Raw genomic sequence first — 23,813 nt, 5'->3', positions numbered from 1 at the left:
GTTATTTATTTTTCTGATAGACGTATTTCATCGAGTACATCGGTGAAATATTTTGGTAGTTCTTTTTTAAACTCCATCCGTTCCCCTGTTTTCGGGTGAGTAAACCCGAGTACACCTGCATGCAGCAGCTGCCCGCCGACATCCAGAGTTTTCCTAGGTCCATATTTCGGATCCCCAGCAAGCGGGTAGCCGATATATTTCATGTGAACTCTAATCTGGTGTGTCCGGCCTGTTTCGAGAATGCATTCGACCAGCGTAAAATTATCGAAACGCTCAAGCACGTTAAAGTGTGTAACCGCATCTTTACCTTCATCGACAACAGCCATATCCTGGCGTTCTTTCGGATTGCGCCCGATAGGCGCCTCGATTGTGCCGAGGTTATGCGGAATGACACCATGCACAAGCGCCGTGTATTTTCTAGTTACTGATTTTTCAACAAGCTGTTCGACTAAATGGCGGTGCGCCACATCGTTTTTCGCGACCATCAAAAGGCCTGAAGTATCTTTATCGATACGGTGCACGATGCCCGGACGCAGCTCTCCGTTAATACCGGACAGGTTATCAAGCTGGTCCATCAGGCCGTTAACGAGTGTGCCTGACGCATGCCCAGCTGCGGGATGTACAACCATGCCGCGGTCCTTGTTGACAACAGCAACATCGTCATCTTCATAGACGATATCGAGATTTAAGTTTTCAGGCACAATGTCCGCTTCAACATTTTCACGTTCAAGCAGTTCGATTCTGTCGTCCTTTTTTACTTTATAATTCGGTTTTACCGTTTTGCCGTTCACTGTAATATGCCCCGACTTTACGCGATTTTGTATATCTGTACGGGATGTGTTTTCGACAACGCCTGCAAGGACCGTATCCAGTCTTTCGCCTGCATGTTCTTCAGTTATAATTAAATTCATTTTTCTTCTTTACCTCTTCCCGTTATAAATACTTCGATTAACAATAGAATCACGCCGATTGTAAGGGCACTGTCCGCCACATTAAAAATAGGGAAATCATAAGTGATAAGCAGTACATCAAAAAAATCCACAACTTCCTGAAATAACAGACGGTCGATAAAGTTGCCAAGCGCGCCAGCCATCAAGAGTGTTATTCCAACTTGCATCAAGAGATTATTCTTCGCTTCCGTTTTGTAAAAGTAGAATAAAAATACAAGGACTACAAGGGTAATGATGTAGAAGAACGCCATGCGTCCTTCAAACATTCCCCAGGCAGCGCCGCTGTTGCGGTGGGATGTAATTTTAAAATACTCCCCGAGCACGGGAATGGATTCTCCGAGCTCCATCCGTGACGCCACCAGAAACTTGGTCAGCTGATCGATTGCCAGAATAATTATGCCGACGAGTGCCATTGGTAATATTCTGTATTGTTTCATCGCTTACTGTGCATCCACAACTTCGCGGCAGCGCGGGCAAATATCGTCTTCCCCGTTTACCAGCGCGTCAGCTGTTGAATAGTTCCAGCAGCGCTCGCAGCGTTCGCCGTCAGCGTGTTCAACTTTTACTGTAACAACATCGTATTCTGTACCGTCAGCAATTTCATCAGCCACTTCAACCTGCGACACGATAAAGAACTGCTCAAGATTGCCGCGGATATCATCCAGATTAAAGTCTGCAGGCTGTGTCAGTGTCACTTTTGCATCGAGTGATTTACCGATGACTTTTTCATTGCGGGCAGTTTCAAGCGCTTTGTAAACGTCATCCCGGACCATCATGAATTTCTGCCATTTCTGAATGAGTTCACCATCTGTTTCTTCTCTTTCAGGATAATGCTCAAGGTGAACACTTTCCTTATCAGTGTGCGGTGTATGCTCATAAATTTCTTCAGCAGTGTGAACTAAAACAGGCGCAAGAATCAGATTTAATTCTTTCAGAATTTTATAAAGTACTGTTTGCAGACTCCGTCTGATCGGTGCATCTTCTTTTTCGATATAAAGTATATCCTTGCCGTAATCGAGATAGAAGTTCGACAGGTCAACGTTGATAAAGTTCTGTACAGTCTGGTACATCGTTACATAATCGTAGCGTTCGTATGCATCCAGCATAAAGGTTTTCAGTTCGTTAAAACGGTTGTACATATATTTATCGACTTCATATAAGTTTTCGTATGCTACGTTATTTTCGGCCGGGTTAAAGTCGTTGACGTTACCGAGCAGGAATCTGAATGTGTTGCGGATCTTGCGGTACACTTCGGAAACTTGTTTTAAGATATCGTCAGATACACGAACATCCTCCTCGAAGTCAGATGACATTACCCAAAGACGGATAATATCAGCACCCATCTGCTGCATTACTTTCGTCGGCAGAATAACATTGCCGAGAGATTTCGACATCTTCTTGCCCTGGCCGTCCATTACAAATCCGTGTGACAGCAGTTCTTTATACGGCGAGTGGCCTTTTGTTGCGACACTTGTAATCAGTGATGAGTTGAACCATCCGCGGTACTGGTCGGAACCTTCAAAGTAAAGATCTGCAGGGTAAGTCAGATAATCTCTGTAATCCAACACTCCCCGGTGTGTTGAACCTGAGTCGAACCAGACGTCCATAATATCTGTCTCTTTTGTAAACTCTCCGTTAGGTGCACTTTCATGAGTGTAACCTTCCGGTAATAAGTCTTTCGCATCCCACTCAAACCAAATGTTTGAACCGTGTTTTTCAAACAGTGACGCTACATGTTCAAGTACATCAGCGTCGATAATTTCTTCGCCGTTTTCTCCGTAGAAGAATGGTAATGGCACACCCCATACGCGCTGGCGTGAAATAACCCAGTCTCCGCGGTTTTTAATCATGTTGTACATGCGTTTACGGTTCCATTCAACCTGGAATTTTGTATCCATCAGGGCGTTTAGAATATCTTCGCGGACACCTTCAATTGAAGCAAACCACTGTGGTGTTGCACGGAAGATTACAGGTTTCTTCGTCCGCCAGTCATGCGGATACGAGTGAGTGTAGAATGACAGTTTTAATAATGCACCCGCTTCTTTCAGATCTTCAGAGATCACTTTGTTTGCATCATCGTAAAACAGGCCGGCATATTTGCCTGCTTCTTCAGTGAAGACACCTTTATCATCGACAGGGCTTAGTACATCCAAACCATACTGCTGACCAACTTTAAAGTCATCGTCCCCGTGACCCGGAGCTGTATGAACAACACCGGTACCCGCTTCAGTTGTAACGTGGTCGCCTAAGACGACTAAACTTTCACGGTCGAATAACGGATGCTCAGCTGTAATATATTCAAGTTCCGAACCTTTAAATTCTTTCGTACGGGTAAGTTTATCTTTGTCGAATTCCATTTCGTCAGCGAAGGTATCGAGCAGGTCTTCCGCTACGATAAATTCTTCGCCTTCATAGCTGAACTGAACGTAATTTAAATTTTTATGAACAGCGAGTGCCAGATTCGACGGAATTGTCCACGGTGTTGTTGTCCAGATGACAAATTTAACACCTGAATCTACAACATCTTTGCCGTCTTGTACTTTAAATGACACGTAAATGGATGGAGACTTTTTATCCTGGTATTCCAGTTCCGCTTCAGCAAGTGAAGATTCACTCGTCGGAGACCAGTAAATCGGCTTTTTACCTTTGTAGATTAATCCTTTTGCGACCATGTCTTTTAAGACGCGCACCTGTGATGCCTCAAATTCAGGCTTGTAAGTTAAATAAGGATTATCCCATTCACCATCGATACCCATGCGTTTAAAGCCGTCGCGCTGAATGTCAATCTGCGAGTTGGCAAATTCGATACATTTATTTCTGAATTCTTCAATAGACATTGATTTGCGGTCGACACCTTTATTGGTCAGCGCCTGCTCAATAGGGAGACCGTGAGTATCCCAGCCGGGAACGTAAGGCGTGTAATAGCCCTGCATCTGCTTGTTGCGGTTAATAATATCTTTAATGATTTTATTCAGCGCGTGTCCCATGTGCAGATTGCCGTTGGCATACGGAGGTCCATCGTGGAGTACATAAGGTGTGTTGCCTTTGTTTAATTCCAGTTTTTTCTTGTAAAGATCGATATCTTCCCAGTGCTGCTGCATTTTTGGTTCTTTGTTAACTAAGCCGCCGCGCATTTTAAATGCTGTTTTCGGCATTAACAGAGTGTCTTTATAGTCCATAATGATTCTCCTTTTTAATAATAAAAAAGACCCTAAGCATGTTAAGGGGCGAATGACCGCGGTACCACCCTTCTTGACTGCTTAGAGTCCACTTCGTTTACTTATATTTTATAAATCATTAGTGATTTCAAATCGTCCATTCCCGCCGGGGCTCGCACCATCCCCCGGTCGCTGCATTCAAATGAACGTTTGCATGTCTAATAATACATCTTAATTATGCTAAATATCTTACAATCCGTCAATGTAAATTTGCTATTTTTCGGATTCTCCGCCGTCAAACTCCAGCAATCTTTCCCAGTCTTCTGTCTCCAGAAGATCCAGCTGCGCCTGCACCAGCATTTTATAGCGCGCTCTGAAAATTTTTGCCTGGCGTTTTAAATCTTCATTATGCTGCAGCATATGATTTTCACGTTCTCTCGCCCGGCTCACAATCTGCTCGCCTTCTGTTTCAGCTTTCTGGATAATGCTGTCGCTGTAATTTTGTGCGCGCTGTTTAATATCATCGCCTGCTTTCGCAGCACTTAGAATAGCTTCCTGTATAGAAGACTCTACACTTTTGAAGCTGTTTAAGTTTTCCTCGCGTTCGTTAAGCATTTCTTCCAGCTGGGCAATACGCGCATCTTTTTTATCCAGTTCGTCTGCAACTTCTGTTAAATGCTGTCTGACTGCCTGTTCATCAAGTCCGCGGTAGACTGTCGAAAACTTTTTCTTAGTTATTTCTTCTCTTTTCAATCCGTTCACCTCAATTATCAGTTACTATCATGACTTCGAGCCGGTACTTTCCTTTTTTCGTTTGTGCGATTTGCTCCGTTACGGTAAAACGGCCAAATCCCCGAACTGAGATAATATCTCCAGTTTCTATTATAAACGAAGGTTCATCGACTATCGAATGATTCACTTTAACCTTTTCTTTTTCAACTCGTTCTTTAGACTTTGCTCTTCCCTCTTTTAAGACGAGCGAAACGATAGAATCGAGCCGGTATGAGGAACTGAGGACGGTTACAGGCTTCATGGTTACAGCAGCATCGATAAATTCACTGTGAGGTATTTCAGTTAATTTAAGCGGTGCATTTTTAATTTTTGTGAGTTCTGTTTTAAAGAGCTCTTTAAAAGGGCAAGCTACTGCGAATTGTATTTTTTCACCGTTCACTATATCGCCGATAACCGAACGACCGACGCCGATGCTCATAATCGCGCCCAGCAGATTGCGGTGGGACAAGGTCACAAATTTATCGGGATAGGATACTTCAAACACAGTAATTTCAAAATCATCAGGAGAGTAGTCGAAGTATTCCGGCAGCAGTATGGCCCGTAAACGTTCGCGTTCAGCATTGTTACCGCCCCCGTAGTAATGAACTGTAATATCAGGATACTGCCCGCTTAAACTTTCAATCATTTTTTGTTCCCGCGGATTTAAGAAATCGGTCAGCACAGCGTAAAAATTATTTGAAGCCTGCTCAAATTTACTATTCAACAATGTCAGCATCTCCCGTTCTTCGGGTCTGAAATGCTGGTAAACACCTTTCATGAAAATCACACCTTAATAAATAATGGAGATATTGGCTGAACCAATATCTCCCTTTATGCAGCCCATGTTATAAGGACTCTGAATATTTCGTGCATACCTCTGCCGAATAAATTTAATATAATAATTAAAATTATCGGTGATAAATCCAATACTCCGCCAAGCGGAGGAATCATACGTCTGAAAGGTTCCAGCAGCGGCTCGTAAACTCTTCCTAAAAAGTTTCCGAAAGATGACTCACGCAGTGCCGGGAACCATGAAGATAGTATATAAATAATTAATCCCCATGTAAAAATCGGCCAGACGAAGTTAAAAAACTGCCAGATATACAGTAATATTGTGACAAGTAATGAATTATCCAAACTAACTCTCCTTACATTTCATCGAAAAACTCTTCTTTATCGGAGATTTCACCTTCAACACCAAAACTGTTTGGCGTGCAGAGAAAAATATCCGCACCGACTTTTTGTATATCGCCTTCTAAAGCATAAACTGTTCCGCTTAAAAAGTCCACGATGCGCTTTTTTGGAACCGAATCAATTTTAGTCAGATTGACAAGTGCTGCACGGTTGCTTTTCAGCTCATCGGCAATATCCTGTGTTTCTGCAAATACTCTCGGTTCAAATAAACATACTTTTGTATTCTGATCGTTTACAGGCATTGTACGATTCTCCCTGCTTTGTGGTTGGTTAACTTTCTTTTGTTCCTGCTGTTTGTTCTGCACTTTTGTTTTTGCCGCGGGTTTTTGTCCCCCTTGTTTCGAACCGATCAGTTTCTTGCTGCTCTGTGCTGTTTTTTTAGGTGCCGCCTCTTTTTGACGGCTATTCGGTTGTTTACTCGTATTAAGATTTGTGACTTTCGCCGGTGTTTTCGCCTGTTCTGCCTTCTTATCATTCACAGGGACTTCTTCTTCAACGACAAATAAATCTTTTATAAACTTAGTAATAGCCATTTTTTCACCTAGCTCCCCATAATTTTACTCCCGATTCTTATGTATGTTGCACCATTTCTGACTGCAATCGGATAATCATTGCTCATACCCATGCTGAGTTCTTTTACTTCAGGATAATTTTCTGCGATATTTTCACGCAGCTTCTTTAATCCTTTAAATGTGTTTTCAATAATTGAAATATCTTCAGTGTTCGGCGCCATAGTCATTAAACCGATGACTTTAACATATTTGTAAGCTTTAAGTTTCTCAATAAAACCTTCAACTTCTTCCGGTTTCAAACCATGTTTTGAAGTTTCATCAGAAATATTTACCTGTATAAAACAGTTTACAACATGCAGGCCTGCCTGTTCAATTTTTTTCGCTACGCTTTCGCGTTCCAGCGAATGAAGATAATGAAGATCACCGATGATTTCTTTAACTTTTCTCGACTGCATTGTGCCGATAAAATGCACTTCAGCATCTGCCGGCAGCGCTGTACGCTTTTCGATAAACCCTTCAATACGGTTTTCACCGAAATGTCTGACACCAGCTTCATATGCTTTAAGTGTGTCTTCAACAGTATGATATTTAGTGACGGCGATAATGGTAACATCTTCGCCGGCTTCGTTTTTTATCTGTTCGTAGTTTCCCTTAATCATTATTACGCCTCCCGATAAAAGCCAGTGCCCGGCCGGTTTGGCCTTCTTCCAGCCGGAAGGAGAAGAATTCATCCGCTTCAGTTCCGAGACCGGTCACGCTTATATTTTCTTCATCAATTCCGGCAGCTCTTGCCTGATGTTTATTGGCATCTTTTAAATTGAGCTGCCAGCCGGATTTAGTCTGTTCATAAGAACTTTCCGGCAATGGTTTCAACGCATCGATTACCTTATCGTCCACTTCGTAGTACTTCTGGTTAATGCCGACACCGATAATTACCCTCAGGTCTTTTTTACTGCCTCTGTAGCAGTCAATCAGCTTCGCCGTAATTTTTTTTGCAGTGCCTCTCCAGCCTGCATGCGCAAGTCCCAAAAAGCTATCAGATACGCTGTAAACGTATACAGGAATACAGTCGGCATAATTCATTGTTAAAAGTACACCGGTGTCATAAGTATATAAACCGTCTACATCATAGAGACTGTCACCGAGTTCCTCAGCATTTGTACCTCTATCTCTTTTCGTCACTTCTTTAATATTGCCGCCGTGTTTTTGTATCGGCAGTACCCATGAACTTACAGGAAAATCTATTTCTTCAGCAAGTTTCTTCTGATGACTATGGACATTTTTGACTTTGTCACCGATATAGAGCGCCATATTAAAGCTGTTTTTCGGATAAGAACTCTGTCCGCCGTGCCTCATCGTGTAGCCGAAAGTCAGCTCATCTGAATTATCTCCGACGAAATATTTATGCGTTTTAAAGCAATTATTATTCAAATTATCTCCCGCCTATAAAATAAAGGAGATATTGGGTCGCCAATATCTCCGATATACAATGCACAAATTTTATCTTCTGCGTCTTTCTCTTCTCGAACTGTTTCCTTTAAGGAAAGTCGGAACATCAGGCTCTTCCTGTGGACGGGCATCAAATCTGTCCGGCTCACGGGAGAACCCTTCATCTTCGGCAATATCTCTTGAGTTATATGCCGGCGGCTGATTAAAATTGCTGGCTCCGCCGCGTGAATTATTCTGTTCAGGCTGCTCAGAAGGTCTGTCAGCAGAACGCTGAAGTGTTTTCTCATTGAATCCTGTAGCAATTACAGTAATTACAATTTCATCTTCAAGTTCAGGATTGATAACAGTACCGAAAATCATATTAACATCTTCGTCCGCTGCATCCTGAACGATGTCTGCTGCTTCCTGCGCTTCAAAGAGCGACAGCGATTCTCCGCCTGTAATATTCATCAGAACACCCTGTGCTCCAACGATTGACGTTTCCAGGAGCGGGCTTGAAATTGCTTTTTTAGCTGCTTCAACTGCGCGGTTTTCACCAGCTGAAATACCGATACCCATTAAGGCAGAACCCTGGTTCTGCATAATAGTCTTCACGTCTGCGAAGTCAAGGTTTACTTCACCGCTTACAGCGATAAGGTCAGAGATACCCTGAACACCTTGGCGCAGAACGTTATCAGCTTCTTTAAATGCTTCCATCATCGGTGTAGATTTATCTACGATATCTAATAAGCGATCATTTGGGATAATAATCAGAGTATCGACAGCTGCCTTCATCTGTTCAACACCAGCAGCAGCTTGTGTTTGTCTCTTTCTTCCTTCAAAACCGAACGGGCGCGTTACAACACCTACAGTGAGTGCTCCCATTTCTTTAGCGATTTTGGCAACGACCGGTGCTGCGCCAGTACCTGTTCCGCCGCCCATACCCGCTGTAACGAACACCATGTCCGCACCCTGGATAGCGTCTTCGATTTGTTCGCGTGATTCTTCGGCAGCTTTTTTACCGATATCGGGATTTGCCCCTGCACCTAAACCGCGTGTTAATTTTTCACCAATTTGGATTCTTGACTCGGCTTTTGATAAATTTAAAGCCTGCCCATCAGTGTTAATAGCAATGAATTCAACGTTGGACATGCCGTCCTCAATCATACGGTTAACAGCATTATTACCGCCGCCGCCAACACCGATAACTTTTAACGTCGCCATGTGATTGAAACCTTGTTCAAATTCTAACATTAATCTTTCCTCCCAAATGTACTTCTACTCAAATAAATTTTTAAATACTTTTTTAATTTTACTGCCTAAATCGCCTTGCTCTTTCGGTTCTTTATCGGAACGTTCAGAACGGTTATCGGCGTTATCATAAGTGTAATCTTCGTATTCTTCATCGGCAGCATCATCTTCAGCCTGTGATTCTTCACCGCCGTCTTCATCAGGATAGTTATAATCATCTTCGTCTGAAACTTCATCATGATCCTCATCCCGATTGACCTGAAGCTCATTCTCTTCTTTACGTTTTGCAAACAGTCCCGTAAAGAAGTTTGCAGGCTGTGCTTCCTGTTCATCGTTCACTGTATTGTGTGAGTATGTTTCTGGATAGTCATCATAATTATCAATTGTAACATATTCCAGTAACTCATCAAACATTATTCCGCTTGATAACACGGAGATTGCACTTGTGAATTCAGGTTTTCTTGCACCCATCTGATTCGGTATATGAACTCTGACTTTTTCTGCAACCAGATCCTGCATCAATTCTTTAACACCGCGGATATTTGCAGTTCCGCCGGTCAGCACAAAGCCGCCCTGCACATTATTTACACCGTTTGCTGCAAGGTCTTCAAAAACGCCCATAAAGGCATCTTCAACCACAAGCTCAATAACATCTGCGAGGTCTTTTGAAGTTACTTCAGCAGGTTCTCTCGAATCATTCTGCTGCAGCATCATTTTCTCATCATCGCTTGCGAGATCGAAAAATGCATGGCCGTACTGTTCTTTCGCCTGATCCGCTTCATCGTAAGTCGTATTAAATTCATCGACTAAATCTAGGGTAATATCGCGGCCGGCAAGCCCTATGCTGTTCGCATATTTTAAAGAACCGCGTTCATAGTAAGCGAACTGCGTTAAGTCGAGGCCAATATCGATAACAACGGCGCCGAGTTCAACTTCAGCGTCTGTCAGCACATGCTGATAGTTTACAGCATCTGAATACACATCTAAAATAGTTAAGCCTGCTGCTTCAACACATTTAACAATATTAACAAGCAGTGTACGATTTGCAGATACGACACCTGCTTTAACTGCCAGACTTTCTTCTGCGATCATTTCTTTTGGATCATTTACTTCATGCAGACCGTCCACTATAAAAGATACCGGATAAACGCTGACTACTTCCTGCTGGGTTGCAGGAACATTCATACGCACATTTTCCAGCAGCTCTTCAATATGTCCACCGGTAATTTCTGTCGCTTCCCCGCCGAAACGGATAATATCTTCTGTAAAGTGAATATGAGTATCCGCGATTGGAATTTTCACAAATACTTCTTCAATATCTACACCTGAAGCAATTTTTGCTTTTTTAATTGTATCTGTAATTGCATTTTTAGCCTGATCAAAATCGTTGATCATCCCTTTAGAAACCCCATCAGTGAAGGTTTGACCGGTACCAATAACATTCACACCGTTGTGAAATTTTTCTCCGACCACTACTTTGACACTAGACGAGCCGATATCAAGGGCAACATAATAATGTTCCTTCACCTTATTGCCTCCTACACAGCCATTTTCATAATACTATTTCTAGTTTACATTATACTCAGATTAATGTGAACTATTTCAAAAAATTTGTTTAACTTTATCTCTCTTTATTCTTCGGCAGCATTGCCGATTTCGCCAAGTGCCGACCTTACACCATCCAGAGCTTCATTGATATCTTCAATATAACCCACCTGGGATGGTTCATTATAAATATTATCTTTAATTTCACGTGCATCTGCGCTGTCGTACGGAAGGTAGCTGGTGCCGACTTCCATATCAATTATCCCGCCGGTTTCGTCACCGATTTCCTGACGGATACCGATGTAATAATTCATTTTTTCACTGAAAGTTTCATAATCAGCAACTATTTCCTGGCCGTCATTCATAAAGACGTGAATGCGGCGCATCGAATTATCTGTCGGGCGGAAATAGATTTCCGATATACTTTCCAGTATATCCACTTCAATTTCATTCAGCGCTGCAACAAGCGCATCGAATTCCTCGCCTTCAAAATTGTAGATAATCGGTGCATTGCGAGGAGCCGACGGATAACCGCGCTGGATTCTGCTGTTTTCAAGTACGGGAAAATAAAGATCTTCACTATTAATGTAAGCAATAGCTTTATATTCATTAACATTAACTGTAACATTATTCGGCCAGTCCCGCTCTACAGATACTTCCTCAATTACCGGGAGCAATTCAACATTGTCCTCAGCTTTGCCGGCAGAAATACTGAACATCTTATCCCCTGTACTAAAACCGATACGCTCTTCAAGTTCCGTTTCAGTAACCAGACTGTTTCCTTCAAAGTTAATTTCCTTGACGTCACTCGCACTGGAAAAGACATACCACAGCAGAACGCCGAGCAGCAGCACTAAAAAGATAACGATGCCGATATACAGATGAACCCGTTTAAATTTAAATTTCTCTCTAGGTTTTTTCGTCTTTTGGCCTTTACTCTTTTTCTTTTTGGTACTGCTGTCTGCTGATTTTTTACCGCCGCTTTTTTTATTTCCGGCAGATTTAACGTTTTGTTTTCTGTTCTTTCCGGGCGTTTTTTTATTTTTAACAGCGGTGCTTTTTTCTTCAAAATCTTTATAGTGTTCTATTTTTAAAGATAGTTCATCATATTCAGTCTCTGCTTTTTTCGAAACTTTTTTACTTGCCGGCGGCTTTTCAAGATTGCCTTCAGTTTTCTCTTTCTCAGGTTTTTTTGCAGTATAGCCGACATAGTCAGTATTCTGACGCTTTTTTTTCAATTTTTCTTTAATGTTATTGATATTATTATCATCTTCTTTACTCATCGGCTATACCTCCTGTTCTTTTTAGCTGAGTTTTGCGAATCCTTCTTTAAAATGGTCTCCGCGCCGCTCGTAATCTTTATATTGATCCCAGCTCGCGCACGCTGGAGAAAATAACACTGTATCGCCGGGTTCTGCATAATGCCGGGTAATCTCTATGCCTGTGTACGGATTTTCAGTCAGCTCTGCAGGAATATTCAACTTCTCTGCAAGTGCTTCAAATTTTGGCGCTGTCTCTCCAAAAGTAACAATCCGCTTAACATGTCCTGCATACTGCATCAGTTCATCAAGCGACTGTCCCCGGTCGAGGCCGCCTGCAAGCCAGATAACCGGCGTATCAAAACTTTTCAGGGCAAATGATGTTGCCAGATTATTCGTCGCTTTTGAATCGTTGTAATATATCACATCATCGATTGCCCCGAGACGTTCGAGTCTGTGGGAAATACCGCTGAATGTAGCAAGCGTCTTCTTAATTGCATCCTTATTTACACCGTGCGCGGCTGCGGCAAGGAGTGTCGCAAGTATATTCTCGATGTTATGCTCACCTTTAAGCACGGCATCCTGAACTTGCATTACCACTTCACCATGTACGATTAAATTCCCATCTGCTGCATAGGCATCAGCTTCTGACTCCGTATCAAAGTACTGAACGCGGCATTTAATATCCCGGTTTTCCAGCAGATGCGCCTGTTTTTTATTAAAGATTAATAAATCATCAGCCGTCATATTTTTAAATATTTCCAGTTTGGCATGAACATATTCTTCAACTGTACCGTGATAATCCAAATGCGCTTCGTAAATATTTGTAATGACTGCAATATCCGGTCTAAATTCCTCAATGCCCATCAGCTGGAATGAAGATAATTCCATCAGCAAGGTGTCATCTCTTGTTGCTTCCATTGCAGCAGCTGAAGCAGGATAGCCGATATTACCGCATAAGATAGGGCTGCTGCCGCCATGTTCCAGCATTTCCCCGAGCAGATGCGTACATGTTGTTTTGCCGTTCGTGCCGGTCAGTGCATATATCGGCGCTTCACTCAGATGATGCGCAATCTCAACGTCTGTAACAATCGGTATTTTCCTTTCTGCTGCTTCTTTTAAAAAAGTAATGCTGTACGGAATCCCCGGATTCTTAACGATTAAATCTGCATCGTTTAAAAGATTAACCGGATGGTGTCCGTCGACAATCTCAACACCCCATGCTTTGTATTTCTGTTCCGCTTCTTCATCTGAAAAAACTTCATTAGTCGTCAGTGTCACATTCGCACCTAAACTGACCAGTGCATTTACAGCACTTTTTCCGCTTCTTCCATATCCGAGTACGATGATATTTTTATTTTCGTAGCCGCTGAATGGTTTCATCCTACATCACTCCCAATAGTACACCGGCTATACCTGCCAGCAGTCCAACCGACCAGAAGACAATAACAATTTTCCATTCATTCCATCCTGACAGTTCAAAATGATGATGAATCGGCGTCATTTTAAAGATTCTTGTGCCAGTCGTTTTATACGATGCAACCTGCATCATAACACTTGCTGTTTCAATAACGAAGACAATTCCAATAATGAGCAGCAGGAGACTGCTGTTTAAGAGCAGTGACACTGTCGCAATAATACCGCCGAGTGCAAGTGATCCTGTATCGCCCATAAACAGTTTGGCAGGGTATTTATTAAATATTAAAAATCCAATCAGCGAACCGATTAAAATAAACAGGAACAGTGCAACTTCCATTTCTCCTGTTAACAGGCTGATTACAAGAAATGAACCAAATGCGATAATTGACGTTCCTGTCGACAAGCCGTCAAGGCCGTCCGTTAAATTCACTGCGTTAGAAAATCCGACGAGCCAAAAAACAATCCAGACGACAAAAAATATGCCGAGCGGGATGAACAAATCGGTTCCCGGAATCTGGATGCCGGCATCTATATCCGGAATCCAGTTCCTCATTATAATAAAGATAATGACCGCAACTAAAATTTGTGCAAGAAACTTCTGTTTTGATGACAAGCCTGCGTTATCCTTTTTAACGACGATAATATAATCATCGATAAATCCGATTAATGCAAAACCGAGTGTGACAATAATCAGCACCAGCAGCTTATAAATATCATCGGCAAAAAACAGACCGATAATCGACAATACAATCGTTACAGAAATAAAAGACAAACCGCCCATCGTCGGGGTTCCTGTTTTAATTAAATGGCTTTCAGGACCTTCCTGCCTGATAGTCTGCCCAAATTTCATGCGCTTCAGTAAAGGTATTAAAATTGGTACCAGTATTGCAGTCAGCACAAGTGCGGCTGCGAAAAATATATAGTTCATAGCTCCTCCTAGTCGTTCGGGTCATTTGACGATAAAGTGATTTCGACAGCAGTATCTTCTGTTACTGCCGTGCCCGCATTCTGTGACTGGCCATTTACGTAGCCTTCGCCTTCGACTGTTATATTAATACCTATAAAGTCAGCGAGCATCAGTGCTTCCCGTTTCGAAAGACCTTTGAAGTCCGGCAGGGTCGGTTCGCCGTCTGTTTTCACAAACAGTGAATCGTAAGGCAGCAAAGTCTCATCCTGAGGGAAATGATCGGTAATCTCTGTACCGTTCCCGACTATTTTTACATCAATTGTATCATTTAATTCATCAGTTAAAGCATCTATTTCCTGTCCTCTGTAATCTCCGATTTCTATGACATCGTGATCGCCGGATACATCCGCTTCAGAAACTTCAAGATATTTCAGCGTACGTTCCATCAGGGGATTAAAGCCCCTGGCAACACCGTTATCCCATGTTTCACTTTTGTTTTCACTGGCAAGTTTTATACCGTAATAGACAATCACTTCCGGGTCGTCTTTTGGAGCATAGCCTAAAAACGAAGTGAAAAACTGATATTCTCCGTCCATGTAGCCGCCCGTCTCCGGATTGTAGATTTGAGCAGTACCCGATTTGCCGGTAACTTCATATTCATCGGATTTATATTGCGGATTATGGTCCAGCGAACCGTCGATCAGCGTATTCATTTCTGCTACAGTTTTTTCTGCCGACTCCGGAGAAATAACCTGTCTGACAGTTTCTTCCTTGCCGTCGTAGACAACTTCGCCGGCATCATCCGTAATCTCATCAACGACGTAAGGTTTCTTCATCTCCCCTTCGTTCAATAGCGCAGTCATTCCCTGAATCAGCTGAATCGGCGTTACTGTAGACGTTTGCCCGAAAGAGGTGGTTTTCTGCTGAAGTTCATCACCCCAGGCAATCTGCCCGGTTGTTTCTGTTGGAAATTCAGAACCGGTCGACTGGCCGAATCCGAATTTTTCATAGTAGTCGAGCATCTTGTCGGACCCGACTTTATCCTGCAGGATCATCATCAGAACGTTTGATGAATACTGCATTCCTTCGTTATAGGTAATGTCTCCCCAGCCTTCGGTTTCCCAGTCGTAAATTGTTGAATCCATTACATCCATCGATCCCGAAGTATAAACTGCATCCGGATCGTAAACTCCTTCTTCGATAGCGGCTGCCAGTCCAAACACTTTAAATGTGGAACCCGGTTCAAATGAATATTCATAAAGCATGTTCAGCCAGCTGTTGCCGAAACCTTCCCGCGTTTCAGGATTGAAGGACGGGCGCTGGCCGCTCGCGAGAATCTCTCCTGTATTTGCATCTGCAACGACCGCAATTAATTCTTCCGGTTCAAAATGGTCTTCCATATCGTTTAAAGTATCTTCCAGATAGAGCTGAATATTCGAATCGATAGTCAGCTTCACATCATGACCGTCTACCGGAGGTTTGACATTATCTGAATTCGGCACGATATAGCCCCATACATCCTGAGAATAATCAACGCTGCCCGGCTCCCCTTTAAGGAGATCGTTATAAATACGTTCAAAACCAAGCTGGCCGTCCAGGGCGCCGATGTCATCATTTAATTCCGCAAAACCGATTAAATGAGAGGCAAACTGGCCATTCGGATAAAAGCGTCTCGTTTCCGGCACAAAAGAGATACCTGTCGCTTCGGATTCCTCTAGGAATTTCTTATCATTATAGGAAATATTCCGGCCGGCCTGTCCTAGCTCCATCTGAAACTGGCCTTTTTTAATATTCTCTTCGATTTCTTTTTGTATGTCCTCTTTCTTCATGTCGACAACTTCAGCGAGCAGAGCAGCTGTTTCTTCCGGATTGCTCACGTGATTCGGATAATTCTCATCGGTAATTATCGCAATCCGGTATGCCTCCATATCTGCTGCAAGTATGTTGCCTTCACGGTCGACGATTTCACCGCGTTCTGGTTCATTTACCGCACTGACAGCATATTTATCCTGCCCTCTCGCGATTAAATCTTCGTCGTCTATCGTTTGAAATACCATCAATTTAATAAATTGACCGATAATCAAAAGAAAAAGCACTCCTATACCGAAATATATCAGGAGTGCGCCGATTGTTAGCTTGCTATTTTTAAGACTGATCTTCCGTCTAATCTTCCCCATACTTTTCTACAACCTTTACATTGCTATTATTCAGATCCAGGCCCAGTTCCTGAGCTTTTTCATATATGCGATCGTAAGAAGCAAGGTAAGTGACCTCAGTATTCAACTCACTGATTTCACCGTTTTTAACTGCGATTGTCTGTTCAATTGATGACTTCTCATTCTGGTAATTATAGGCTTCCATTTTTAAAGATAATACATATATGGAAACTGCAGCAATCAGAACAGCAAGTGTTATGTAAATAGCCATTTCCGTACGTTTAATCCCGACAATCTTTCCTTTTTTGCGGGTTTTCGGCTGACTGTCAGGTTTTCTGTATACTTTTTTTGCAGGATTTACCTCAGTATATCTTTCTACTACCATGTCAACACTTCCTATACTTGTTTCTCAGCAATTCGAAGTTTCGCACTGCGCGCACGCGGATTGGCTTCAAGATCGTCACCTTCAGCGATAATCGGTTTACGGTTAACTCTTTTTAAGACAGGTTCATATCCCTCGGGAATAATAGGCATGTTTTTTGGCAGCTCCGGTCCTTTTTCGTACTCTACAAACATTTGTTTGCAGATTCTGTCTTCTAAAGAATGGAAAGTAATTACCGATACACGCCCGTCTTTGTTCAAAAGATCAATCGCCTGTTCCAGTGAACGTTCGAAGACACCGAGTTCATTGTTGACTGCAATGCGCAGCGCCTGGAAAATACGCTTTGCAGGATGCCCGCCTGTTCTTCTGAACTTCTGAGGTATTTGTGATTTAATAATTTCCGCGAGTTCCGTCGTCGTTTCAATTGGTTCTAAATCTCTTAAACGCTCGATTTCTCTGGCAATTTTTTTCGAGAACTTTTCTTCTCCGTACCTAAAAAAAATACTGACCAGAGCTTCGTATGGATATTCATTAACAATCTCATAAGCATCAAGCAGCTGTGTCTGGTCCATTCTCATGTCGAGTCTCGCTGTTTTAGAGTGACTGAATCCCCGCTCTGTTACATCGAGCTGCGGGCTTGAAACACCGAGGTCGTAAAGAATACCGTCGACACCCGTCACACCCTGTTCATTAAGTGCTTCTGTTATATTTTCAAAATTTGTATGAATTAAGGTTATATTGCTGCTGTCTTTAAATTTTTCCCGGGCATTATTTATCGCTGTCATATCCTGATCAAAAGCGTATACATGTCCCGAGTCAAGCTGTGACAATAAATATGAAGTATGTCCGCCGCCGCCGAGTGTTGCATCGACGTATATGCCGTCCGGTTTAATATTTAAGCCGTCGACTGTTTCTTTTAGTAAAACTGAAGTGTGGTTGAACAATTTGTCACATCCTAAAGGTCAAAATCAATTAAATCTTCCGCTATATCTTCAAAGTTATCTTCAGATTCAGTATAAAAATCTTCCCATGCTGCCGAATCCCAGATTTCGATTCTGCTCGAGACACCAATGACTGTACAATCTTTTGTCAATCCGGCATATTCACGCAGATTTTGCGGAATATTGATACGTCCCTGCTTATCGATTTCCACGGCCGCAGCGCCCGAGAAAAATAATCTCGTAAATTTACGCGCATCTTTTTTCGTCAGCGGCAGCGTTTTGAGTTTTTCTTCGATGCGGCTCCATTCTTCCTCTGTATACGCAAATAAACAGCGGTCGAGCCCGCGGGTAATAACGAATTGTCCATCGAGTAATTCTCTGAATTTACTCGGCATAATAATACGGCCTTTCGTATCCAAATTATGTTTATACTCACCCATGAACATATTCTCACCCCGCATATATTTAATTTACCACATCTCCCCACTTTCCTCCACAAATTATAAAAAAGATTGACGATTATTTTATCAAATAAAAAAAACGATTTCTTCAAATGAAGAAATCGCATGGTATAAAGCCTGGTTAACTTTTTATAATCGTCAATTTATCTGTGTAGCTGAGTGGGGAATAATCCCAATTACAGGCCCGATACTGCCACGGATGATACAGTCTTTCCTGCAGCGCCCCATTCGGCATCAGTTTTTCGCTCAATTCATCCAGATTATTCAGCTCTGTTCTTAAACTGCGTTTGACATCGACTGAATAACGCTTCTTTAAATATTCGAGTTCATTCAGATGGCGCGTTTTGTTGCCGTCGATTATCCCGCTTGTAAAATATTCATCAGCGTATTCGTAAAGCGGTTTAAATGACTCTTCGAGAGAAGATTTAACACGTTCGATTTCGTCAAGCACCTGATCGTTGGTATGCTTTTTAATAAGCGTTTCTTTACGCGTCTGAATCTGATCTGTAATGCTGCTGTCCAGTGTTAGTTCATACCTTTCGAGCAGCTTACTGATTCTGTCATCGACATGCATGAACTCCATCCGCTTCAGCACTATCGGCATATCAGTTTCCATCACACTGAATACTTTATGAAGCTCTCCCCAGTAAGCTACTTCAGCACCGCCGCCTAGGAATACTGCTGTATTAAACAGCATTTCCTGCATCAGGGGTCTCGTCACAACATTATTGGAAAACTCTATTGGGGATTGTTCTATACGTTTCAGTATTTCATCTTTGCTTAGCTTCTCATCTCCGAGCACATAGGCGTTTTCTTCTTCAGTTTCAGTAATCAGCGTTCTTGTTGATGCTGCATTAGCAAACAAATGCACATTCGTTTCAGTCTGAATAACCGGTGCTTTATTTAAAGTGCGTATAAATTCTTCCTGTCCTTCTTTAAATGCTGCATCGATTGCTTTATGCTGCTTAAACATGTTTTGCATTATCGGTACTTCTAGTTCTCGTACGGCTTCAAGATGAGAATTGAAAATTACAAGACCATCGTCTTTAAATGTTTCGTGGACCAGGCTGTGGAACAGCTCCGTCCACGACGTACATCGTTCTATCGATGCTGTCACTTGTTTTTTTAATGCTGCTGCATAGCTGGAGTCACCAATGTATCGAAGGATTTTATCCAGTGCTTCAGCCATCGCTTTTTTATCGTAATTATAAAAACCAATGCTCATAGGCACAGTCAAATTCGGCTTGTAATTTACTTTAACCCGCCTGCGGTGATATTTGTCATACAGATGCGTGTGGTTCACTTCCTCGTAATCGTGATCCTCACCCGCAACCCAAAAAACGGGAACTGCATCATAACCGTGCTTCTCTTTCAGTTCTTTTACTACGACTAAAATTGATACTATTTTATGAATGATATACGAAGGACTCATAAAAAGTCCCGCCTGCTGGCCGGCAATAACGACCTTATGCCCTTTTTTAAGCAGTTCAATATTGCGCTGCTGCGCCTTTGACAGCCCGTACTGCGACATATCGGTTTCGATAATGCTGCCGAGTTCTGCAGTATGGCTGTGCATCGGGCGCTGAAGCACTTCTTTGATACTTTTTTCATCATAGGACAAACCGCCGTAAAATTGCTTGTTGTCAGTTATATTATGTAGGTTTTCAGAAAAATCAATAGTCTCAAAATGCATAAATCGTTCTCCTCAATTAATCGTTATTCAAAGTATAAAAGTTATTTATCTATAAAACAATTGAACGGCTTCGCAATTATGAATATACTGTATTAAAAGGAGCGTTGCCAAATGTCAAAAGTAAAAAACTTAGCGATTAACTACAAAACAGCAGAGGAATTTAAAAAATTCCGCGAATACGGTTCTCAGGAACTTCACATGATTGATGAACTCGAAGCCAATGTAATCGATGCGAATATCGATTCACCTTTCTACGGTATTTACCAGGGCGATGATCTGGCTGCACGCATGTGCCTGTATCGCCGCGAAGATGCAGATCATCCGATTGACAACGAAACCGCTGATTATTTAGTTATCTGGAAACTTGAAGTGCTCGAAAGATATCAGGGGAGAGGGTTCGGCAGTGAGCTGATTGAATACGCTAAATCATTTAACCTTCCGATTAAAGCCATCAGCCGTTTCCAGAACTCCCGCGACTTTTTTGAAAAACACGGATTTGGCGCACACGAATACGATATTGAACGTGATCTGGCGGATGAATCACTGATGTGGTATCCAAAATAAGATTTAAGTTATGAGCCGGGACAGATTTTGTTCCGGCTTTTTACTTATCTTGTGTCAGAGGATTCCCGGAAGTTCTAAAACCCTTAAAATCCCGTATCAAGTATTTAAAAGTATACTTTACATGCACAAAAAAGCCTGAAGATCTTAGAAAATAAGATTTTCAGGCTTTTTCTTTAATAAGACGATTAGTTAGCTACGACTTCTTCGCCTTTGTAGCTTCCGCATTCTTTACATACACGGTGAGCTAATTTAGTTTCACCGCAGTTAGAGCATTCTACCATTCCTGGTAGTGAAAGTCTCATGTGTGAACGACGTTTATTTTTGCGTGTTTTTGATGTTCTTCTTTTAGGTACTGCCATTATTTTTCCTCCTCATCGCTTAGCTTTAAAGCTTCTAGTTTTTGTAATCTCGGATCCACAGCCGGTTTCTGGCTGCTGGCTTCCGATTCATCCATTACTGTCCAACCACTTGCTCCTGATGACCCGGGTAGTTCGTCACTCTCTGTATAAACTGTCGGTAAGTTGACGATTAACAGCTCTCTGACTACCGGCTCCAAATTCAGCGTATAAATCAGCGGATGCAGGTTGTCATCATCTATTTCTTCGTCTTCTTCAAGTGTTTCATCAAACACTTCGACAGATTGTATTTCGAGAGGCAGACTAACAGTATCACCGCTTCGGCTGTCGATCATCTTAACAACCGCCGATATATGCAAGTCAACATCTACTCGATGATGTCCGAAAATCATATCACCGTAGACTCTGGTATCTTCTACAGCGAGTATATCCGCACGATCATACAATGTGTCTAACTGAACAGTTTCATTAAAAGTGAATTTCTCGCTGGCAGACTTTCTTAGTTGTGAAAGCGACCATTTCATATAATTCCACCTCTTATGAGCACAACAGATATTGTACAGTTATAAAGAAAAAGTGTCAAGTTTTTTTCTTAACAAATAACTTCAATCTGTCTAATATTTTGATACACTTAGTATAACATTTATCGGGGGTTTATGTATGAAAATTTTAGCATTAATTACGGAGTACAACCCATTTCATAACGGGCATATTTATCATATTAAGAAAGCAAAAGAGCTCACGGAGCCCGATGTAACTGTTGCAATTATGTCAGGAAACTTTACCCAGCGCGGCGAAATCGCAATTACAGATAAGTTTACGCGGACTGAGGCCGCGCTTGAATATGTCGATCTCGTCGCTGAACTGCCGCTGTTAAACGCGGTGAGCTCTGCCGATGATTTTGCCCGGGGCGGCGTGCACGTTGCTGAGAAGCTCGGCGCGACCGACCTCGTCTTTGGCAGCGAGTCGGGCACCATCGATTCATTAATCAGCGCTGCCCGTGAATCCAAACTGCTCGAAGATTCACCCGAGTTCCACAAACTGCTGAAACAGGGGTACAGCTACCCGCGCGCAGTAAGCGCACTTGCTCATAATACCTTTCTTTCATCACCGAACGATACGCTCGGCATCGCTTATATTAACGCACTTAACGATTTAAAGTCGTCTATAAGACCCGACACGATAAAACGAGTCGGGAACAAATACAGCGACGCAGCCTTATCCAGCACCGAATTTTCCAGCGCAACGAGTCTTCGTGCCGCACTTTTCAGCCGCAATCATGAAGAGGCCGGGAAATTTATGCCTGAAAGTCTTATCGACAAAATGGCAGAAGGTCATCTCGCTTCTAATGAAGACTTTTTCCCGACCTTAAAAACGCTTATTTTAACCCGTTCACCGGAAGATCTTAAAAAGATATATATGATGAGCGAGGGGCTCGAATACCGGCTGAAGGATAAAATAAAGAAAGCCGACAGCTATGCTGAATTTTTATCAGCCGTTAAAACAAAACGCTACACATGGACAAGACTCAGCAGACTGATGATTTCCATCCTCTTGAATATTACTGATGAAGTGATGAAGCAGTACAAGCTGACCGATAGCGTCCGCATCCTCGGCATGACTAAAAATGGACAGCAGTATTTAAGATCGCTCGGTCCTTTAGATATTATTACGAACGTCAACAAAAAAAACCGCAGCCTCGTGTCACATGAAGTAACAGCTACGGAAGTGTATAACACATTTACCGGATGCCGGAAAAATGATTTCAATACACCGGTAATTATTGTACCTTAAATTTTTCTTTTAAAGCATCTTCAATGAGCGGCGGGACGATATCTTCAATCTTGCCGCCGTATTTCGCAACTTCTTTAACGATTGATGATGAAATAAATGAATAGTTGTTGTTAGTCATTATATACATCGTTTCAATCTGGCTGTCGAGCTTTCTGTTCATACTCGTCAGCTGCATTTCGTATTCGAAGTCGCTGACCGCACGCAAGCCCCTGATAATAGCATCCGCTTCGACCTGCTGGCAGAAATCAATCAGCAGTCCGTCAAACTGCACTACTTCAACATTGTCCAGATGCTTCGTCACTCCTGAAATCAGCTCGATGCGTTCTTCAGGTGAAAATAACCCCTTTTTTGAAGAATTTCTTAAAACAGAAACGTATACCTTGTCAAAGATTTTACAGGCACGCTCTATAATATCCAGATGCCCGTAGGTAATCGGGTCAAAACTTCCCGGTACTACTGCTATTTTATTCTCAGTCAAAATGCTCCCCTACTTTCTCTCTTTGCTAAGCAGCCATATTTTAATCGAACCGTAGTCATTTTCTTTAGTGATTTCAAATCCCGGATGGGCAAAATTTTCATTTTTGCCCGCCTCCGCGACAATTCTGCCGCCTTCTTTCAAAAGCTTATATTCTAATATCAGTTCTAGACTTTTATCGATCAGTTTCTTATTATAAGGCGGATCTAGAAAGATCAGATCAAATGACTTGTCCCGTTTCGCCATCGCTTTTAAGGCCCTCCGGTAATCATTGCGGAAGATTTCTACCGGCTCATCCAGGTCACGCGTATTCTCTTTAATAATTTTAATAGCATCTCCTGCACCGTCGATAATCATCGCTTTGTCAGCTCCCCGGCTCAGCGCTTCAATTGCGAGCCCGCCTGTGCCGCCAAAAAGGTCCAGTACGCTCCCCTCTATATCTCCAAGCATACTGAAGACACTTTCGCGCACTTTGTCGCTTGTAGGCCGTGTATCATTTGATTTTAAAGTATGCAGTTTCTTTGCTTTATATTTCCCGCTGATAATTCTCATAAGTATTGCCCTTTCATTTGGTTCTCTGGTCATATATTATATTGA

24 protein-coding genes and 1 pseudogene are annotated in these 23,813 nt (G+C 42.3%); 2 read left to right on the top strand and 23 right to left on the bottom strand.

The features are described 5' to 3' along the window. Positions 1 to 5 precede the first annotated feature (5 nt). From DFR63_RS09605 to bshC, 19 genes and pseudogenes are all read right to left on the bottom strand, one after another. Entirely contained in the window at positions 6 to 911 is a 906-nt protein-coding gene (locus DFR63_RS09605) for an RluA family pseudouridine synthase (protein WP_115885731.1), read from the bottom strand. Next, on the bottom strand, positions 908 to 1,387 hold the full coding sequence (gene lspA, locus DFR63_RS09600) for a signal peptidase II (RefSeq protein ID WP_115885730.1): 480 nt from the start codon (positions 1,385 to 1,387) through the stop codon (positions 908 to 910). The genes DFR63_RS09605 and lspA overlap by 4 nt, the downstream gene beginning before the upstream one ends. 3 nt (positions 1,388 to 1,390) lie before the next feature. Further along, on the bottom strand, positions 1,391 to 4,129 hold the full coding sequence (gene ileS, locus DFR63_RS09595) for an isoleucine--tRNA ligase (protein ID WP_115885729.1): 2,739 nt from the start codon (positions 4,127 to 4,129) through the stop codon (positions 1,391 to 1,393). A 252-nt stretch (positions 4,130 to 4,381) separates the two neighbouring features. Next, positions 4,382 to 4,861, bottom strand: a complete 480-nt coding sequence (locus DFR63_RS09590; protein WP_115885728.1) for a DivIVA domain-containing protein — start codon at positions 4,859 to 4,861, stop codon at positions 4,382 to 4,384. Positions 4,862 to 4,871: 10 nt separating this feature from the next. After that, complete coding sequence (locus tag DFR63_RS09585) at positions 4,872 to 5,657, bottom strand: YlmH family RNA-binding protein (RefSeq protein ID WP_115885727.1); 786 nt, start codon at positions 5,655 to 5,657, stop codon at positions 4,872 to 4,874. Positions 5,658 to 5,710: 53 nt separating this feature from the next. Next, positions 5,711 to 6,016, bottom strand: coding sequence for a YggT family protein (locus DFR63_RS09580; RefSeq protein ID WP_115885726.1), 306 nt, complete (start codon positions 6,014 to 6,016; stop codon positions 5,711 to 5,713). An 11-nt stretch (positions 6,017 to 6,027) separates the two neighbouring features. After that, positions 6,028 to 6,606 carry a cell division protein SepF gene (locus DFR63_RS12015; protein WP_115885725.1) on the bottom strand — a complete coding sequence of 193 codons (579 nt, stop codon included), beginning with the start codon at positions 6,604 to 6,606 and terminating at the stop codon, positions 6,028 to 6,030. An 8-nt stretch (positions 6,607 to 6,614) separates the two neighbouring features. Then, positions 6,615 to 7,244 (bottom strand): YggS family pyridoxal phosphate-dependent enzyme, encoded by a 630-nt coding sequence (locus DFR63_RS09570; RefSeq protein WP_211313795.1) that lies wholly within the window; start codon positions 7,242 to 7,244, stop codon positions 6,615 to 6,617. Then, positions 7,237 to 8,016, bottom strand: coding sequence for a purine nucleoside phosphorylase YfiH/LACC1 family protein (locus DFR63_RS09565; protein WP_245954174.1), 780 nt, complete (start codon positions 8,014 to 8,016; stop codon positions 7,237 to 7,239). Before DFR63_RS09565 ends, DFR63_RS09570 begins: the two co-directional genes overlap by 8 nt. A gap of 303 nt (positions 8,017 to 8,319) precedes the next feature. Further along, positions 8,320 to 9,267: pseudogene (ftsZ, locus tag DFR63_RS09560) on the bottom strand (cell division protein FtsZ); the annotation flags it as partial. A 24-nt stretch (positions 9,268 to 9,291) separates the two neighbouring features. After that, entirely contained in the window at positions 9,292 to 10,791 is a 1,500-nt protein-coding gene (gene ftsA / locus DFR63_RS09555) for a cell division protein FtsA (protein ID WP_115885723.1), read from the bottom strand. A gap of 104 nt (positions 10,792 to 10,895) precedes the next feature. Then, positions 10,896 to 12,092 carry a cell division protein FtsQ/DivIB gene (locus DFR63_RS09550; protein ID WP_115885722.1) on the bottom strand — a complete coding sequence of 399 codons (1,197 nt, stop codon included), beginning with the start codon at positions 12,090 to 12,092 and terminating at the stop codon, positions 10,896 to 10,898. Positions 12,093 to 12,113: 21 nt separating this feature from the next. After that, a complete protein-coding gene (gene murD, locus DFR63_RS09545) occupies positions 12,114 to 13,451 on the bottom strand; it encodes a UDP-N-acetylmuramoyl-L-alanine--D-glutamate ligase (protein WP_115885721.1) in 1,338 nt (445 codons plus the stop codon). A gap of 1 nt (position 13,452) precedes the next feature. After that, on the bottom strand, positions 13,453 to 14,415 hold the full coding sequence (gene mraY, locus DFR63_RS09540) for a phospho-N-acetylmuramoyl-pentapeptide-transferase (RefSeq protein ID WP_115885720.1): 963 nt from the start codon (positions 14,413 to 14,415) through the stop codon (positions 13,453 to 13,455). 8 nt (positions 14,416 to 14,423) lie between these two features. Continuing rightward, positions 14,424 to 16,571, bottom strand: a complete 2,148-nt coding sequence (locus DFR63_RS09535; RefSeq protein WP_115885719.1) for a penicillin-binding transpeptidase domain-containing protein — start codon at positions 16,569 to 16,571, stop codon at positions 14,424 to 14,426. After that, positions 16,558 to 16,935 (bottom strand): cell division protein FtsL, encoded by a 378-nt coding sequence (gene ftsL / locus DFR63_RS09530; protein ID WP_115885718.1) that lies wholly within the window; start codon positions 16,933 to 16,935, stop codon positions 16,558 to 16,560. The genes DFR63_RS09535 and ftsL overlap by 14 nt, the downstream gene beginning before the upstream one ends. Positions 16,936 to 16,946: 11 nt before the next feature. Beyond that, positions 16,947 to 17,876: a 16S rRNA (cytosine(1402)-N(4))-methyltransferase RsmH gene (gene rsmH, locus DFR63_RS09525; RefSeq protein WP_115885717.1), complete on the bottom strand. Its 930-nt coding sequence runs from the start codon at positions 17,874 to 17,876 to the stop codon at positions 16,947 to 16,949. An 11-nt stretch (positions 17,877 to 17,887) separates the two neighbouring features. After that, positions 17,888 to 18,319, bottom strand: coding sequence for a division/cell wall cluster transcriptional repressor MraZ (gene mraZ / locus DFR63_RS09520; protein ID WP_115885817.1), 432 nt, complete (start codon positions 18,317 to 18,319; stop codon positions 17,888 to 17,890). A gap of 136 nt (positions 18,320 to 18,455) precedes the next feature. Next, positions 18,456 to 20,027 carry a bacillithiol biosynthesis cysteine-adding enzyme BshC gene (gene bshC, locus DFR63_RS09515; protein WP_115885716.1) on the bottom strand — a complete coding sequence of 524 codons (1,572 nt, stop codon included), beginning with the start codon at positions 20,025 to 20,027 and terminating at the stop codon, positions 18,456 to 18,458. Between the two features lie 111 nt (positions 20,028 to 20,138). Between bshC and DFR63_RS09510 the strand changes: the two genes are divergently transcribed. Continuing rightward, on the top strand, positions 20,139 to 20,591 hold the full coding sequence (locus tag DFR63_RS09510; protein WP_115885715.1) for an N-acetyltransferase: 453 nt from the start codon (positions 20,139 to 20,141) through the stop codon (positions 20,589 to 20,591). A 185-nt stretch (positions 20,592 to 20,776) separates the two neighbouring features. On the opposite strand, the gene rpmF is transcribed toward DFR63_RS09510, so the two are convergent. Both rpmF and DFR63_RS09500 read right to left on the bottom strand, forming a co-directional pair. After that, positions 20,777 to 20,950, bottom strand: coding sequence for a 50S ribosomal protein L32 (gene rpmF, locus DFR63_RS09505; RefSeq protein WP_035807975.1), 174 nt, complete (start codon positions 20,948 to 20,950; stop codon positions 20,777 to 20,779). After that, positions 20,950 to 21,471, bottom strand: coding sequence for a YceD family protein (locus DFR63_RS09500; RefSeq protein ID WP_115885714.1), 522 nt, complete (start codon positions 21,469 to 21,471; stop codon positions 20,950 to 20,952). The genes rpmF and DFR63_RS09500 overlap by 1 nt, the downstream gene beginning before the upstream one ends. Positions 21,472 to 21,607: 136 nt before the next feature. Here DFR63_RS09500 and DFR63_RS09495 point away from each other — a divergent pair, with 136 nt between their 5' ends. Continuing rightward, entirely contained in the window at positions 21,608 to 22,741 is a 1,134-nt protein-coding gene (locus tag DFR63_RS09495; RefSeq protein WP_115885713.1) for a nucleotidyltransferase, read from the top strand. Here DFR63_RS09495 and coaD read toward each other — a convergent pair. Further along, on the bottom strand, positions 22,728 to 23,219 hold the full coding sequence (gene coaD, locus DFR63_RS09490; RefSeq protein WP_115885712.1) for a pantetheine-phosphate adenylyltransferase: 492 nt from the start codon (positions 23,217 to 23,219) through the stop codon (positions 22,728 to 22,730). The genes DFR63_RS09495 and coaD overlap by 14 nt on opposite strands. Before the next feature lie 9 nt (positions 23,220 to 23,228). Next, positions 23,229 to 23,801, bottom strand: coding sequence for a 16S rRNA (guanine(966)-N(2))-methyltransferase RsmD (rsmD, locus tag DFR63_RS09485; protein ID WP_115885711.1), 573 nt, complete (start codon positions 23,799 to 23,801; stop codon positions 23,229 to 23,231). Positions 23,802 to 23,813 lie beyond the last annotated feature (12 nt).

The sequence above is a fragment of the Jeotgalicoccus halotolerans genome (assembly GCF_003387165.1).
GTDB classification, from domain to species: Bacteria; Bacillota; Bacilli; order Staphylococcales; family Salinicoccaceae; genus Jeotgalicoccus; species Jeotgalicoccus halotolerans.
Note: the sequence above shows the minus strand (reverse complement) of the source record. Positions and strands in the feature narration are given on the sequence as shown.

Excerpts from the sequence above, each read along its gene's own strand:
- DFR63_RS09605 (WP_115885731.1), bottom strand. The coding sequence starts at position 911 with ATGAATTTAATTATAACTGAAGAACATGCAGGCGAAAGACTGGATACG.
- lspA (WP_115885730.1), bottom strand. The coding sequence starts at position 1,387 with ATGAAACAATACAGAATATTACCAATGGCACTCGTCGGCATAATTATT.
- ileS (WP_115885729.1), bottom strand. The coding sequence starts at position 4,129 with ATGGACTATAAAGACACTCTGTTAATGCCGAAAACAGCATTTAAAATG.
- DFR63_RS09585 (WP_115885727.1), bottom strand. The coding sequence starts at position 5,657 with ATGAAAGGTGTTTACCAGCATTTCAGACCCGAAGAACGGGAGATGCTG.
- DFR63_RS12015 (WP_115885725.1), bottom strand. The coding sequence starts at position 6,606 with ATGGCTATTACTAAGTTTATAAAAGATTTATTTGTCGTTGAAGAAGAA.
- DFR63_RS09570 (WP_211313795.1), bottom strand. The coding sequence starts at position 7,244 with ATGATTAAGGGAAACTACGAACAGATAAAAAACGAAGCCGGCGAAGAT.
- DFR63_RS09550 (WP_115885722.1), bottom strand. The coding sequence starts at position 12,092 with ATGAGTAAAGAAGATGATAATAATATCAATAACATTAAAGAAAAATTG.
- murD (WP_115885721.1), bottom strand. The coding sequence starts at position 13,451 with ATGAAACCATTCAGCGGCTACGAAAATAAAAATATCATCGTACTCGGA.
- mraY (WP_115885720.1), bottom strand. The coding sequence starts at position 14,415 with ATGAACTATATATTTTTCGCAGCCGCACTTGTGCTGACTGCAATACTG.
- DFR63_RS09535 (WP_115885719.1), bottom strand. The coding sequence starts at position 16,571 with ATGGGGAAGATTAGACGGAAGATCAGTCTTAAAAATAGCAAGCTAACA.
- ftsL (WP_115885718.1), bottom strand. The coding sequence starts at position 16,935 with ATGGTAGTAGAAAGATATACTGAGGTAAATCCTGCAAAAAAAGTATAC.
- mraZ (WP_115885817.1), bottom strand. The coding sequence starts at position 18,319 with ATGTTCATGGGTGAGTATAAACATAATTTGGATACGAAAGGCCGTATT.
- bshC (WP_115885716.1), bottom strand. The coding sequence starts at position 20,027 with ATGCATTTTGAGACTATTGATTTTTCTGAAAACCTACATAATATAACT.
- DFR63_RS09510 (WP_115885715.1), top strand. The coding sequence starts at position 20,139 with ATGTCAAAAGTAAAAAACTTAGCGATTAACTACAAAACAGCAGAGGAA.
- rpmF (WP_035807975.1), bottom strand. The coding sequence starts at position 20,950 with ATGGCAGTACCTAAAAGAAGAACATCAAAAACACGCAAAAATAAACGT.
- DFR63_RS09500 (WP_115885714.1), bottom strand. The coding sequence starts at position 21,471 with ATGAAATGGTCGCTTTCACAACTAAGAAAGTCTGCCAGCGAGAAATTC.
- DFR63_RS09495 (WP_115885713.1), top strand. The coding sequence starts at position 21,608 with ATGAAAATTTTAGCATTAATTACGGAGTACAACCCATTTCATAACGGG.
- rsmD (WP_115885711.1), bottom strand. The coding sequence starts at position 23,801 with ATGACCAGAGAACCAAATGAAAGGGCAATACTTATGAGAATTATCAGC.